This window comes from Sphingopyxis sp. (assembly GCF_019459305.1).
GTDB lineage: Bacteria > Pseudomonadota > Alphaproteobacteria > Sphingomonadales > Sphingomonadaceae > Sphingopyxis.
In genome coordinates this window covers 1-13,742 of the sequence record NZ_JAIBES010000049.1, presented here as the reverse complement: position 1 = coordinate 13,742, position 13,742 = coordinate 1, and the positions used below count along the sequence as shown (strand labels likewise).

Below are 13,742 nucleotides of genomic sequence, written 5' to 3'. Positions count from 1 at the left end.
CTTGATTTCGTCGTTACCGAGAAAGCTGCCGATCGCGCTCTGGGCCTGCATGATGCCGGCGATAACGGGCATTTGTGAACTGAGCGACTGAAGCGCCTTTCCGACGCCGGACTCCTTGCCGAACAGGGCCGACAGACCGTTAATGCCAGCGCCGACCGGCCCCGCCTCAAGATAGCCCTGCAGCACTGACCCAAGGTCACGAGCGAGGGGCGCGCCCTTGCCGAGATATCGTTCGAACAACCGGGTGAAGGTCGTCTGGAAAACGTCGCCCGAAGGCTGCGATGAGGGTGTTCCGAATTTCTCGGGCAGTTTGAACCCGGAGACGGTGATTGGGAACTTCCCGTACATGGCTCCGACGCCCGCCTGTATGCCGCTAGCTGCGTTATCGTTGGCTGGCACCTTCGTTGCGGCAACGTCCAGGCTATCCGTGAACCTATCCAGTGCGGCCGTGGCCTGCGATGTGCTTTCGACATAATCGAGCGTGGCGCGGCCGACGGGGGACTTCGACCGGATCTCCAATTCGAGCTGGTCGAACACGTCACCGAACAGGCGGTCCGTAAGTTGGCGCGCTGAAAACTGGCGAAACTGCGCCTGGATGTTGTCGAACAGACCTTTGACCGCGCCCGCCGCATTGCCGGGAGCCTGAGCAAGGGCCTCTTCGATGCTGCTGCGGATGCCGTCGACTTCGCGAAGGCGCGCCGCAACGGACTTGCCCGCGCGATCGAGCCGCTGCTGGGCGCGATCCATTTCGATCATCTCTTCGCGCTGCTTCACCAGGATCTGGTAGCGATCCCATGTAATGCTGCGCTTCTGCAGTTCGATGCGCAGGTCCGCCTCGTTCTCCACACGCAGTTCGCGCATGACATCGAATTGCAGCGAAAGCAGTTCGGCTTCGTCTTCGCGGCCAGCGAGCACGAGGCGCTGAAGTTCAAGCTCGCGCTCGCCGGCCTGGATGCGTCCTTCAATCTGACGTTGCAGGAATTGAGGGAGCACGTTCTGCTTAGCATCTTCGATCTGACGACGGGTTGCCTCGTCCCGCGCCCGGTCTGCGGCGGTCAGCTTGCCATTGGCCGATCGACGCTCGATGTCCTTCAGGATGTTATCGAGATCGCGCGTCGCCTCAGCGGCCTTGTCGATATCCTTGGGGGCTTCATCAAACTGGCCGCGAAGGCGAGCAGCGGAATCGGCTGATTTATCGATGGCGTCTTCAAGTTGCTGCGCAGCGCGCGCGGCCTTGTCCGCCTCGTTGGCGCCGCTGCGGGGCTTGCGGGGCGTCTTGGGCTTCACGAGCAGATTGCGGTCACCGGCAGTCGCCTGCCCATTGAGCAGCCGGTCGGCCGAGTCGAACACTTTCAGGTTTTCGAGCTCGAGCCCGAGATTTGCCACCGATGTTGCGGCCGCAGTGAATTCGTCATCAGTGAGGCGCCCAATGCGGCGCAGCTGCTCAAGCTGGTCGACCGCCTTTTTCGTGGTCAGATCGCCGGCAAGCACCTGCTGAGAGATCACGTCGCGGCCATCTCGACCACGGCGGCCGATGTTGATGCCGCCCCCGAATCCGCCGTCCAGTATGAGCTTCCGATCTTGGATCGACGTAACCCCGCGGCGAGCCTCCGCGAGCCTACCCTGCGCTTGGACCTTGGCGACCAGGAGCTGCGCTTGTGCGAGACCCTGAAGCGCGGCGTTCTGATTATTGATCTTGCCCGTCGTGATGTCCATCACCCCGCCGAGGATCCCCTGCGCCTCGTTCAGCTTGAACGATGAGAATTCGACGTTCTTGAGGGCGTCATCGGTTGCGAACAGACCGGAAGTGAAGGTCGCGAGCACCCCGACGCCGAGGCCGACCGCGATACCCCAAGGGCCCGACAGGAAGGTGGCGAACCGTCCGATCCCGGCTGCCGTCTTGTTCGTCGAGCCTTCGAGGCCGCTGAGCGCAAAAGCCATCTGCGGAAGCTGCTGGGCGAAGACGACGCCGGCGCGCTGGCCGCTGTAGAGGGAGATGGCAATGTCTTGCAGTTGCTGACCTGCGCCGATCGACGCCTGCCGCAGTGCACCCTGGGAAAGGGCAAGACGGCTATTTGCGGTAGCGGCCTGCTGCGCTTCGCCCGCTAACCTGCCCGACGATACCGCGGCGCGGTCGATCTCTACCTGCAATCGCTCATAAGCATCCGCGTTTTGGGTGAGACTGCGAGCCTTCTCTGCGGCTGCGACGGCCTCTGCCCGCGCCGCTGCAACGAAGTTGCGAGTCTGGGCGCTCAGATCGCCACTCGACCGGGCCGCAGCATCTGCAGCATCTGCGAACTTCCGTGTCGCCAGCGCTGCCGCCTGAGCTTCGGCCGCAGCCTGCCGCATCCCTGTGATGTTGAGGTCAAGCCCACCGGCAGCGGTCTTTGGCATCGTCAGCGCAGTGGCGACTGTCCGCTTGATTTCGGCCATGTCGGCATCGAACCGTCGCTTGACGTTGTCGCTGGCCGCGAAGGCGCTGCGCTCGAAGTCACGAAAGCCACCCGAGCCGCCGTCATATTCGGCGCGGATGAATGCCGGAAAAACTGTGCTCTGTGCCACTTATCGGCCCCTTGTCTCGGGGCGGCAATTCGTTCGGATTATGTTTTTGCGCTGAAGGGGGCAGCGATCATTATGTGGGGGCCACTATAGGGGCCACTTTTCGAAATTCAATCTAGATAGGACGCAAATCTGCCGAATGTTGAGGCTTTTTGGGGCGCTTCACCCGCTCCAGTTTTTCCGATTTCATGTTCTGTGACGTCGGTCCGAACTTGCGTTCGGGGTTTGCGCCTGGTCGGATCAATTGCCGACACGATGGCAAATACCCGGCGGAATCGACTGAACGCAAACCGCCGCGTTCAGGCCGCTCGCGGCCTTACAAACCCGCGGCCACCCCCATATGAAGTCCGTGCCGCTGGACCGCGCCGCGTTGTAACGAGGCGGGCCAACTGTCGGGCATTGTCTCCTGTCGATCAAAATGGCTTTGGTTGGGTTTTCCGGGACAGGAAAATGATCGCGCATCCGGTGGGCTGACAGCCCGGGTGGGCGATCCGAAAGGCATGCCCTCGTGATCGGCTATTTCATCCTCCTCCACCGCTTTCCCGAACAGTTCAAACGGATGTTCAACGCCATCTATGCGCCCGGCAACAGCTATGTGATCCATGTCGATAAAAACTCCGGCCCCGAGTTTGCCGCCGATATCGCTGCCTCCCTGAAACGTTATCAGGGCGTCGCGCTCATCGAATCGAAAAAGGCGCTATGGGGCGCCTATAGCCTGGTCGATGCCGAGCTGCGCGGCATGGCCAGATTGCTGGCGATGAGCAGCAGCTAGATGCACTACATCAACCTCAGCGGCCAGGATTTCCCGCTGAAGTCGCAGGCCTATATCCGTGATTTTCTGCGCGCCACCCCGCGCCGTCAATATATCCGCGCGCTCGACCAGCGGGCGATCCGACCCGATACGTTGAACCGCGTCAGCCATATGTTCGTCGAGGCGCTGGGGCGGATGTTCCGGACCGGTGTGCCCCGCACGTTCCTGAAAGGCGCGACGCCGTTCATCGGGACGCAGTGGAAGGCGGTGACGCGCAGTTTCTGCCAGTTCGCGGTCCATCACCCCAGCGCCGATCGCTTCAAGGCCTTCTATCGCCGCAGTTTCATTCCCGACGAGGCGTTTTTCCAGACGCTGATGATGAACAGCCCCGATCAGGGCGAGGTGATGAACGACGATCTGCGCACGATCGACTGGGTGCCCGACGGCGACATCAAGCTGCGACCGCGCACCTTTGTGACCGCTGACGCGCTGCGGCTGACGCTCAGCTCCGACCTCTTCGCGCGCAAGTTCAATCTCGACGAGGATGCGGGGATTTTCGGTTTGATCGAGGCGCATCTGAAAACGCCCGCGGCGATGGACTATGTCGGCGATATTGCGATCAAGCCGACCCGGCCGCGCGCCAAACCCATCGAAGCCCTGACCCCGGGCTGAAAAAGCCGCCGGGCTGAAACAGCAAGGGCTCCGCCGATGGTTCGGCGGAGCCCTGCGCGCGGCGATGAGCCGAGATGGATTAGCCGTTCAGGCGATCCTTGACGGCCTTGGCCGGACCAAAGGTCAGCTTCTTGGCGGCCTTGATCTGGATCGTCGCGCCGGTCGAAGGGTTGCGGCCTTCGCGTGCCGGGGTCGCCTTGACCTTGAACTTGCCAAAGCCGTTGACCGAAACTTCGTCGCCCTTGGCGGCGGCATCGGCAATCGCGGCGAAGACGGCATCGACGGCCTTGCGTCCGTCGGCTTTGCTCAGGTCCAGCGACGCGGCGACGGCGTCCGACAGTTCGGCGTGATTCATAAATTCTCTCCTGGTTTCGGCCGGGCGATTCCCAACCAATGCGCTGCCATAGACGCATGATGCACGCTTCGCCAAGCCCGCGATTGCAGGGGATTGGGGGCATAGACAGCATATTTGTGTCGCCCGGCCCGCGCCGTCACCGAACGGTCGCTATCGCGAGCAGCGCGTCGAGGTCAGCGTGGACCTCCAGCTCGGTCGCAATCTCGTCGAGCGCCGCATCGACATTGGCGGCATAGTCGTGCGCGCCGCCCGTCACCCCGATGCGTTCAAGCAAGGCACGGCGCACGTCGGCGGAGGCCAACAAACCGTGAATGTATGAGCCGAAAACGCGGCCATTGCCGCTGATCGCGCCGTCGCTGGCGCCGTCGGCGAGCAGCGCAAAGGGGCGCGCTGTGCCGGGGCCGCTCGTTTCGCCCATGTGCATCTCATACCCTGCCAGCGTCGCGCCCAGCGCGGCCCCCGTGACGTGCCGTAGCGTCTTGGCGGGGGAGAGCGTCGTTTCGACGTCGAGTAGCCCCAGTCCCGTGACGTCGGTCGCCGTACCCTCGATCCCCAGCGGATCGGCGATCCGCTGCCCGAGCATCTGATAGCCACCGCACAGCCCAACGATCATCCCGCCGCGCCGGTGGTGCGCCAATATGTCGATGTCCCAGCCCTCGGCGCGCAGCGCGCCCAGATCGGCGATCGTCGCTTTCGATCCCGGCAGCACGATGATCGCCGCCTCGGCGGGGATCGGCCTTCCCGGCGGCACCATCACGACTTCGACTCCGGGTTCCAGCTTGAACGGATCGAGATCGTCGAAATTGGAAATGCGCGGCAGGATCGGGCAGGCGATCATCCCGCGTCCCTCGCGCGGGTCGGCGGGGCGCTCCAGGATTACCGCATCCTCGCTCGGCAACCGCGCCGCGGCGCTGAGCCAGGGAATTACGCCGAAGCCTGGCCAGCCGCTGCGTCGTTCGATTTCGCAATAACCATCGTCGAACAGCGTCGGATCGCCGCGAAACTTGTTGATAAGGAAACCGCGGATCATCGCGGCATCCTCGGGATCGATCACGGCGCGGGTGCCGACAAGCGACGCGATCACCCCGCCGCGGTCGATATCGCCGATCAGGATGACGGGGACATTGGCGGCGCGCGAAAAGCCCATATTTGCTATGTCACCGGCGCGCAGGTTGATCTCGGCAGGCGACCCCGCCCCCTCGACGACGACGATATCGCACTGCGCCCGCAGCCGGTCATAGCTTTGCATGACCTCGGTAAGCAGCGCGCCGCGCGCCGCGCGAAAATTGCCGCTACCCAGCGTGCCGCGTACCTTGCCATGGACGATCAGCTGCGACGTGCGGTCGGCCTGCGGCTTCAACAGCACCGGGTTCATATCGCTATGCGGCGGGGTGCGGCACGCGATCGCCTGCAACGCCTGCGCGCGCCCGATCTCGCCGCCGTCGATCGTGACGGCCGCGTTGTTCGACATATTCTGCGGCTTGAACGGGCGGACGACGAGCCCGCGATTGGCAAAGGCGCGGCACAGCCCCGCCACCAGCACCGATTTGCCGACGTCGGAGCCGGTGCCCTGCAGCATCAATGCCGTCACGCGCGGCGCTCCTGACGGAGCGCGCGGGTCAGAACAGCCCCGGCAATTCGCGCTGCGCCGCGCTGGGCCGGTCGCCGACCAGCATTTCGGGTTCGGCCGTGAGGCGCGCGCTGCTGCTTCGCGCCGCCGGACCGACGCTGGCCTCGGCAATCCGTGTCGGGCACCCGGCGCCAGACAGGAAATCGATCGCCCGGCGCACCGACGCTTCGCGCGCGTCGCCCAGCGGCAGGCTCAAATCGTCGGTTGCGGCGCAGCTGTTCGCGATCTTCGGCGCCAGCCCGTCGTAATAGTCGCTCGCACCGGTCAAATTGCCGGTGGCAAAGGCGACGACGCGCATCCGGTCGTCGCATTCGGCCTTGTCGAGCGCAATCTGACCGACCGGCTTGCCAAAGGTGTTGCTGCCGACCAGCGTCATGTTGGTGCCCAGATAGGGCAGCATCGAATTGATCACCAGTTCGCTCGCGGATGCGGTCGATCCGGTGCCGATAAAGGCGATGCGCGTCGGCGCAATCGATTCGGGCTGCGGCCCGAAGAAATGCCGGTCGTTCTCGACCGACTTTGACGGACGAAAATTGGTTTGCGAGAATAATTCGCTCGATGTGCGGTTGCGCCCCAGCAGGTCACCCATCAGCTCGGCGGTCGATACCAGCCCGCCACCATTATAGCGGAAATCGATGATGATGTCGGTCACGCCCTGGTTGCGAAAATCCAGGAAGGCGGTGCGCAATTGCGGGTTTGCCGACGAAATGAAGGTGCGCAGGTTGAGGTAACCATAGTTGCGCCCGCCCTCGCTGATGATCTTGGCGCCATACCGATCCGAAATCGGGTCGAGCGAATAATCCGCCTTGGCGACGGTCACGTCGCGCGTTCCGGCGGCGTCGGTGATCCGCAGGACGCGGGTCACGCCGGGGTCGCTCGGCCCCAGCGCGTTGGTGATGCCCGCCGTGCCTTCGGACGCGACGATATTGGCAATGGTGCGGATATTGCCGCTGTTGGTGCCGATCCCGACGATGGCGGTGCCGCGATCGATCCCTGCCGCAAAGGCGGGGGCGGTCTCATAGGCTTCGGCGATCTGGACGCGCTGATTTGCCGCGTCATAGACCAGACGGATACCATATCCGGCGCTCGACCCGCTGGCGAAAAAGGCGTTCTCCTCGGCAATCGAGGTGATGTAGGTAAAGAAACGGTCCTTGTTCAGCGCGCGCGCCGGGGCGACAAGCGCGTCGATATAGGCATCGACGGTGCCAAAGCTTGCCGGATTGACCCCGGTCGCCACGTCGGTGGGGAACAGATACCATTCGTCGATTACCGCCTTGGCAAAAGCCTGCCGCGCGGAAAGGCCGCAGCCCGCGGTCGGTGCCGGCGTCGGTGAGGGAGTCGGCGCGACCGTGATCGGCCCGCCTCCGCCCCCGGTCGACCCGCCACCCCCGCCGCCGCACGAGGCCAGAAGGAACGACAGGACAGTCAGTGACGCAACGGCGCTACGCATATATTTTCCTCGGTATAATCAACGGCTCCGAGAATAGTCATAGGGCCATGAATTGGAAATGAAGATGGAATGTCGGCATGCGACCCGTTGCGGGCCCAAGCAATCCTCCCCCAACGCGGTCACCCGTTCATACGCCAACGGAGGCCGGCCCGTCAGTCGCCTGCGTCCCTTTCACGCCGCCCCTTGAACCCCTGCGCGACGACATAGAGTTCGGGCGACCCCTTGCGGCTCGCGGGCGGCTTGGCGTGCTTGACCGTCGTGAAATGTTTTTTCAGCAGCGTCAGCAGCGTGTGGTCGGCGCCCCCCGCAAACACTTTGGCGACGAACGCACCGCCGGGTTGCAGCGTCTGCACCGCAAAATCGGCGGCGGTCTCGGCCAGCCCGATCGTGCGCAGATGGTCGGTTTGCTGATGGCCGACGGTGTTCGCCGCCATGTCCGAAATCACCAGATCGGGGGCGCTGCCCAGCGCCTCAATCAGCGCATCGGGCGCCGCATCGTCCATAAAATCCATCTCGAGGATTTCGACACCCTCGATCGGCTCGCACGCCAGCAGATCGATGCCCGCGACGCGCGCGCGCGGATTATTTTTGCGCACGACCTGCGACCAGCCGCCCGGGGTGATGCCCAGGTCGACGACCGCGCGCGCCTTTTTGATGAAACCGAATTTGTCGTCGAGCTCGATCAGCTTGTATGCGGCGCGCGACCGATAACCTTCGGCCTGCGCGCGGCGGACATAGGGATCGTTGAGCTGGCGTTGCAGCCAGCGCGTCGACGACACGCTGCGCTTCTTCGCGGTCTTGACGCGCACATGCAGCCCGCCGCGACCGCTGCCGCCGCCCTTGCTGCTCCCACTGCCACCGCTCATTTGCGATACTCCCGGCGCGTCACCGGCACGTCGCGGCCCTGCATCGCCAGCGTGCGCAAGATGCCCTCGCGGATGCCGCGGTCGGCGACGCCGACGCGCGCCGCGGGCCACAGGTCGATGATGCTCTCTAAAATCGCGCAGCCGGCGACGACCAGGTCGGCGCGCTCGCGGCCGATGCACGCGATGTCGGCGCGGTCGGCGATGCTCGCGTCGGCGAGGCGGCGGCTGATGTCGCGCATCGCATCGGTCGGCACGACCAGCCCGTCGACGGCGCGGCGATCATAGCGTGGCAGGTTTAGGAACACGCTGGCCAGCGTCGTCACCGTGCCGCTGGTGCCGAGCAGGCGCAGCTCTTGCCCGGCAAATTGTTCGGCGCGCCCGGCAAAGGCGGCAAAGGCGGTGCGCGTCACCTCGCGCATATGCGCATAGGCCGCCTGTCGCCCCGCCAGGCTGTCGTCGGGCAGCGGTGCGTGTTCGGTCAGCGACACGACGCCCCATGGCACGCTGACCCAGTCGTGGATCTGGACGTCATGGTTCGACACATCGACGTGCATCAGCTCGGTTGAACCGCCGCCGATGTCGAAAATCAGCGCCGGACCTTCGCCGGGTTCCATCAGATTGTGACAGCCGAGTACTGCGAGTCGCGCCTCTTCGGCGGGGGAAATGATGTCGAGGACGATGCCCGTTTCGCGCCGCACCCGCTCGGCAAGTTCGACGCCGTTGGCGGCGCGGCGGCATGCTTCGGTTGCGACCGCGCGCGACAGCGAGACATGGCGGCGGCGCAGCTTGTCGGCGCAGATCGCCAGCGCCGCGACGGTGCGGTCCATTGCCGCATCGCTGATCCGCCCACTGGCGTGCAGACCCTCGCCCAGCCGGACGATACGCGAAAAGGCGTCGATGACTACCAGCTCACCGTCCTGCGGCCGGGCGATCAGCAACCGGCAATTGTTGGTGCCCAGGTCGATCGCGGCATAGCTGCGCTGTCGCACGAAATGCGCGGCGCGCGCGGCGGGTTCTGCCGGGTTTCGCCCTTTCGCCGCCGGTCCCGTCCTTGAACCTGGCCGCGGCGGTCGCCCTGATGGCGCTGCCATTTGCCGCATGGCTAGTATTACCTGTCTCTCTCACGCACCCGCCAATCGCGGATGTGCACTTGAGCAAGAACCTAGGCTTTGGTGGTCTTTTAGGCAACCCCGTCTGCCTCGCGGCGCCACGACACAAAGAAAGCCCCGCCCGGCGTTGGCCGGACGGGGCATGTAGGGGGGACTGCAGATTATTGGAGGTCGGGACTGCCCTTAACGGCAGCCGTCATTCCCCTTGTCGATCGCGCGGCCGGCAATTGCGCCGACTGCGCCACCGATGATCGTGCCGACGGCGCGGTCGCCGCGGCCGGCGATTTCATGGCCTGCGAGGCCACCGGCGATCGCGCCGATGATCGTGCCGCCGGTGCCATTGTCGCACTGGCGATAATTGCGCTGGTTGTACCGCTGCTGGTTGTAACGACGGTTCTGGCGATAATCGCGGCGGTCGGCCCGGCGATCGTAACGACGGTCATATCGGCGGTCGTCGCGATCATAGCCGACATTGTAGCTCGAATAGCCGCGCTGGTCGTAATAGCCGTTCTGCGCCGCAGCGGGAGCTGCCATGCCCAGCGTCGCGGTGGACATCAGGGCGGCGATCGAGAGGGTCACCATCTTTTTCATCGTCGTTCTCCTTCTTTCGTCGTTTGGCCCTTCTGGGCGTTGTCGATGAAGGGGTTATGAGTGATTCGCATTGAGCCGACCCTGAACGCGCTTGTTGGCTGCCGTTCAGCTTCGCGCCCCGCCACGCTTTCCTTTCGCGCGCCACCGCCCTAACCCGCGCCGATGCGCCGCCTGTTTTTCGCCGCCCTGATCTATCTCGCGCTCGGCCCGGTGCTGGGGAGGGTGCATCGCTTTCCCTTCGATAACCTGACCCAGAGCGCCGCCGCACGCCCGCTGATCTTTGCGCCGCAGACGCGTGGCCCGATGCGCTTCGTGCGCGGCTGGCACCTCGTCAGTCCGCACAGTTACTTCGGCGGCTTTTCGGGCCTCGCGCGGATTGGACCCGGCACGTTCCAGCTAATTGGGGACAATGGGTACGCGGCGCAACTGACCATGGATTCCAGCGGCCGGTTCGCCGCGGTTCATATCCGCCCGCTGCCGACCCCCTACGGCCGCCCCGCAACCAAATCGATGGCCGACACCGAGGCGCTGTTTGTCGATCCGGCGCTTGGTCAGGCCTGGATCGCGCTCGAAGGGATCAACCAGATCTGGCGCCTTGATTCCGATCTTGCGACGATCGAAGCGCGCCGTAGGCTGCCCGAACCGCGCTGGCCCGTCAATCGCGGAGCCGAGGCGATGGCGCGGCTCGCCGACGGGCGAACGGTGGTGTTTTCCGAAGGTGCCGACGACAACCCGCACGGGACTGAGGCGCTGTTGTACACGGGTGATCCCGCGGCGCCCGGGCCACCACCGATTCGCTTCTTCTATGATGCGCGCGGCAAGGGACTGGCCAGCGACGCCGCGGCGCTGCCTGACGGCCGCCTCCTGCTCGTCCACCGGCGGCTCGGCTTCGATCCCGTATTCACGACCATCATCAGCATCGTCGATCCCGCCGACATCGCCAAGGACGCGGTGGTGCGGTCGCAAACGATCGGCCGCGTCCCCCGCCCACTTGCCGAAAATTACGAAGGCGCCGCGGTGACGGTCGAGCAGGGACGGACCTGGCTGTGGCTAGCGTCAGACGATAATTTCAACGCTTGGCAGCGCAGCCTGCTTCTCCAGTTCGAGCTTGTTGATCTGCCACCGGCAAATCCACCGGACAGCAAAAAGGCCGCGCGGAAACCGGCGGCCTGATTGCGGTTAGCGATGGGAAGCGCTTAGGCGGCCTTTTCGGCCAGCTTCTTTGCGACTTCCTTCTTCACCTTGCGCGCCGAAACGGACAGCTGGTCATCGCCGGCCTTCAGCAGCCAGTTGTCGAGGCCGCCATTATGCTCGACGGTGCGCAGGCCGTGGGTCGACACGCGCATCTTGACGCCCTTGCCCAGCGCGTCCGACAGCAACGTCACATTCTGCAGATTGGGCAGGAAGGTGCGCTTGGTCTTGTTGTTGGCGTGGCTGACATTGTTGCCGACCATACGACCCTTGCCGGTCAGTTCGCAGATGCGCGACATGATGTTTGTCCTCGTACAAAAATATCGGTTCGGCGTCCGGATGCTTCCCGTGAAATCGGGGAAGGCAGGACCGGAGTGAGCCGGGAAAGGCGCGCGCTTATCGGCTTGCCGCAGATTCGTCAAGCGACTAGCGGGAAAAGCGATGCCGCAATTTCCGCTGCCCGAACCGATGCGCCGCGCGCTCGTCCTCGCCAAAACCGCGGCAGACCGGGGCGAAGTGCCGGTCGGCGCGGTCGTCGTCAAGGACCGCGTGATTATCGGCGAGGGCCACAACGCCCCGCGCGAATCGCATGATCCCACCGCGCACGCCGAAATCGTCGCGATTCGCGCCGCGGCGGCAACGCTCGGCAACGAACGTCTCGACGGCTGCGATTTGTACGTGACGCTGGAGCCATGCGTGATGTGCGCCGGCGCGATCGCCCACGCCCGCATCGCTCGGCTCTATTATGGCGCCGACGATCCCAAGGGTGGCGCCGTCATCCACGGCCCCCGCGTGTTCACGCAGCCGACGGTGCATCACCGGCCCGAGGTGTATGACGGTATCGGGGCAGGGGAGGCGGGCGCGCTGCTCAGGGACTTTTTCGCGGCGCGCCGTTAGGTTTAAGAACCCAAAACCTCCTCCACCCATTGCGGCACCAGCACACTTGCCGGCCCATGCCGCGCCTCGCTGAACCAGTAACTACCCTGGCTCGGTTCCATATTCAGCTCCAGCGTCCGCGCGCCCGCCGCGCGAGCCTCGCGCACGAACCCTGCCGCCGGATACACCGCGCCCGACGTGCCGATCGACACGAACAGGTCGGCGCGGTTCAGGGCGGCGTAAATCTCGTCCATCCGGTACGGCATTTCGCCGAACCACACGATGTCGGGGCGCAAGGTGCCGACGACCCCGCACGCCGCACAGGCGGGCCGATCGAGCAGCGGCCCGGACCAAGGCAGCCGCGCATCGCACGCCGCGCACCAGGCGTTCAGATGCTCGCCATGCATATGGATCAGCCGCTTGGCCCCGGCGCGCTCGTGCAGGTCGTCGACATTCTGCGTCACGATCAGCAACTCGCCCGGCCATTTCGCGTCGAGCCGCGCCAGCGCTTCATGCGCCGCATTCGGCAGCTTGGTCTGGATCGCCTCGCGCCGCGCATCATAGAATCGCAGCACCAGATCAGGGTCGCGCGCAAAGGCCTCGGGAGTTGCGACATCCTCGACGCGGTGCTGTTCCCACAATCCGCCGCCGTCGCGAAACGTGTCGATGCCGCTTTCGGCCGACACCCCGGCGCCGGTCAGGATGACGATGTTCTGAATATCCTTCATCCTCCCTCTCTATCCGTTCGTGTCGAGCGAAGTCGAGACACCCATCGCTGAAACCCTTCAGTGCTGACCCTCTTCGGAGGAATGGGCCTGTCCTGTCTTCCGTTCGTCCTGAGCTTGTCGAAGTACTGCCCTTCCTCTTATGGCGGTGACAGGACAAGTAGGGCCCTTCGACAAACTCAGGGCGAACGGGGATTTGGGGTCATGACCAGCATCGGCATTATCGGCAGCGCAGGGCGGATGGGCGTCGCACTCGCCGCGGCGATTTCTGAAGCGGGGCAGCGGCGCTGCGGCATCGACAAGGGCGGGGATGTCGCAAAACTGGCCGACGACGCCGACGTCCTCGTCGATTTCTCGTCGCCCGCGGCGCTCGAAGCCACCCTCGACGCCTGCGTGGCAGCAAAGAAGCCGATCGTCATCGGCACCACGGGACTTGAGGAACGCCATCATTATCTGATCGATGATGCGGCCGCTGACATCGCGGTGCTCCAGACTGGCAACACCTCGCTCGGCGTCACCCTGCTCGCGCATCTGGTGCGCGAAGCGGCGGCGCGGCTCGACCCCGAATATGATATCGAGATCGTCGAAATGCACCACCGGATGAAGCTCGACGCGCCCAGCGGCACCGCGCTGCTGCTCGGGCAAGCCGCCGCCGAAGGGCGCGGCATCAGCCTTGCGACCTGCTCCGAACGTGGCCGCGACGGCGTCACGGGCGCGCGCGGCCATGGCAAGATCGGCTTTGCCAGTCTGCGCGGCGGCACGGTCGCGGGCGATCACGACGTGATCTTTGCCGGTCCGGAGGAAATGATCACCCTGTCGCACCGCGCCGAGAACCGTATGATTTTCGCGCGCGGCGCGGTCCGCGCGGCGCTGTGGCTGACCGGACAAAAGGCCGGGCGCTACACGATGCCGCAGGTGCTGGGGCTGAACTGACGGCGACGGGGGGGGGGGGCGTGGGGGGGCGCGC

At 64.8% G+C, this 13,742-nt stretch carries 11 protein-coding genes and 2 pseudogenes; 4 read left to right on the top strand and 9 right to left on the bottom strand.

Features of this window, described 5'->3' with window-relative positions; translation table 11 throughout:
• Positions 1-2,562, bottom strand: a pseudogene (locus tag K0M74_RS05760) (hypothetical protein); the annotation flags it as partial.
• A gap of 505 nt (positions 2,563-3,067) precedes the next feature.
• Here K0M74_RS05760 and K0M74_RS05755 point away from each other — a divergent pair.
• Positions 3,068-3,982, top strand: a pseudogene (locus K0M74_RS05755) (beta-1,6-N-acetylglucosaminyltransferase).
• 79 nt (positions 3,983-4,061) lie between these two features.
• Here K0M74_RS05755 and K0M74_RS05750 read toward each other — a convergent pair.
• The 6 genes from K0M74_RS05750 to K0M74_RS05725 all read right to left on the bottom strand — a co-directional run bounded on the left by K0M74_RS05750 (position 4,062) and on the right by K0M74_RS05725 (position 9,983).
• On the bottom strand, positions 4,062-4,337 hold the full coding sequence (locus tag K0M74_RS05750) for an HU family DNA-binding protein (protein ID WP_088440085.1): 276 nt from the start codon (positions 4,335-4,337) through the stop codon (positions 4,062-4,064).
• A gap of 136 nt (positions 4,338-4,473) precedes the next feature.
• The gene (locus K0M74_RS05745) at positions 4,474-5,928 is read right to left on the bottom strand and encodes a cobyric acid synthase (protein WP_293969033.1); all 1,455 of its coding nucleotides are present in this window, start codon (positions 5,926-5,928) and stop codon (positions 4,474-4,476) included.
• A gap of 28 nt (positions 5,929-5,956) precedes the next feature.
• The gene (locus K0M74_RS05740; RefSeq protein ID WP_293969030.1) at positions 5,957-7,417 is read right to left on the bottom strand and encodes a S41 family peptidase; all 1,461 of its coding nucleotides are present in this window, start codon (positions 7,415-7,417) and stop codon (positions 5,957-5,959) included.
• Positions 7,418-7,569: 152 nt separating this feature from the next.
• On the bottom strand, positions 7,570-8,283 hold the full coding sequence (locus K0M74_RS05735) for an RlmE family RNA methyltransferase (RefSeq protein ID WP_293969027.1): 714 nt from the start codon (positions 8,281-8,283) through the stop codon (positions 7,570-7,572).
• Positions 8,280-9,383: a Ppx/GppA phosphatase family protein gene (locus tag K0M74_RS05730; RefSeq protein ID WP_293969024.1), complete on the bottom strand. Its 1,104-nt coding sequence runs from the start codon at positions 9,381-9,383 to the stop codon at positions 8,280-8,282. Before K0M74_RS05730 ends, K0M74_RS05735 begins: the two co-directional genes overlap by 4 nt.
• 192 nt (positions 9,384-9,575) lie before the next feature.
• Positions 9,576-9,983, bottom strand: coding sequence for a glycine zipper 2TM domain-containing protein (locus K0M74_RS05725; RefSeq protein ID WP_293969021.1), 408 nt, complete (start codon positions 9,981-9,983; stop codon positions 9,576-9,578).
• A gap of 162 nt (positions 9,984-10,145) precedes the next feature.
• Between K0M74_RS05725 and K0M74_RS05720 the strand changes: the two genes are divergently transcribed.
• On the top strand, positions 10,146-11,156 hold the full coding sequence (locus K0M74_RS05720) for an esterase-like activity of phytase family protein (protein ID WP_293969018.1): 1,011 nt from the start codon (positions 10,146-10,148) through the stop codon (positions 11,154-11,156).
• A gap of 23 nt (positions 11,157-11,179) precedes the next feature.
• Here K0M74_RS05720 and rpmB read toward each other — a convergent pair whose 3' ends face one another.
• A complete protein-coding gene (gene rpmB / locus K0M74_RS05715) occupies positions 11,180-11,473 on the bottom strand; it encodes a 50S ribosomal protein L28 (protein WP_293969015.1) in 294 nt (97 codons plus the stop codon).
• Positions 11,474-11,615: 142 nt separating this feature from the next.
• Between rpmB and tadA the strand changes: the two genes are divergently transcribed.
• Positions 11,616-12,071, top strand: a complete 456-nt coding sequence (gene tadA / locus K0M74_RS05710; RefSeq protein WP_293969012.1) for a tRNA adenosine(34) deaminase TadA — start codon at positions 11,616-11,618, stop codon at positions 12,069-12,071.
• A gap of 2 nt (positions 12,072-12,073) precedes the next feature.
• On the opposite strand, the gene K0M74_RS05705 is transcribed toward tadA, so the two are convergent.
• On the bottom strand, positions 12,074-12,778 hold the full coding sequence (locus K0M74_RS05705; RefSeq protein WP_293969009.1) for an NAD-dependent deacylase: 705 nt from the start codon (positions 12,776-12,778) through the stop codon (positions 12,074-12,076).
• A 201-nt stretch (positions 12,779-12,979) separates the two neighbouring features.
• Here K0M74_RS05705 and dapB point away from each other — a divergent pair, with 201 nt between their 5' ends.
• Entirely contained in the window at positions 12,980-13,708 is a 729-nt protein-coding gene (gene dapB / locus K0M74_RS05700; RefSeq protein WP_293969006.1) for a 4-hydroxy-tetrahydrodipicolinate reductase, read from the top strand.
• Positions 13,709-13,742: the final 34 nt, after the last annotated feature.

What these genes read in the sequence shown, in the direction of transcription:
- K0M74_RS05750 (WP_088440085.1), bottom strand. Translation starts at nt 4,337, where the DNA reads ATGAATCACGCCGAACTGTCGGACGCCGTCGCCGCGTCGCTGGACCTG.
- K0M74_RS05740 (WP_293969030.1), bottom strand. Translation starts at nt 7,417, where the DNA reads ATGCGTAGCGCCGTTGCGTCACTGACTGTCCTGTCGTTCCTTCTGGCC.
- K0M74_RS05735 (WP_293969027.1), bottom strand. Translation starts at nt 8,283, where the DNA reads ATGAGCGGTGGCAGTGGGAGCAGCAAGGGCGGCGGCAGCGGTCGCGGC.
- K0M74_RS05730 (WP_293969024.1), bottom strand. Translation starts at nt 9,383, where the DNA reads ATGCGGCAAATGGCAGCGCCATCAGGGCGACCGCCGCGGCCAGGTTCA.
- K0M74_RS05725 (WP_293969021.1), bottom strand. Translation starts at nt 9,983, where the DNA reads ATGAAAAAGATGGTGACCCTCTCGATCGCCGCCCTGATGTCCACCGCG.
- K0M74_RS05720 (WP_293969018.1), top strand. Translation starts at nt 10,146, where the DNA reads ATGCGCCGCCTGTTTTTCGCCGCCCTGATCTATCTCGCGCTCGGCCCG.
- rpmB (WP_293969015.1), bottom strand. Translation starts at nt 11,473, where the DNA reads ATGTCGCGCATCTGCGAACTGACCGGCAAGGGTCGTATGGTCGGCAAC.
- tadA (WP_293969012.1), top strand. Translation starts at nt 11,616, where the DNA reads ATGCCGCAATTTCCGCTGCCCGAACCGATGCGCCGCGCGCTCGTCCTC.
- K0M74_RS05705 (WP_293969009.1), bottom strand. Translation starts at nt 12,778, where the DNA reads ATGAAGGATATTCAGAACATCGTCATCCTGACCGGCGCCGGGGTGTCG.
- dapB (WP_293969006.1), top strand. Translation starts at nt 12,980, where the DNA reads ATGACCAGCATCGGCATTATCGGCAGCGCAGGGCGGATGGGCGTCGCA.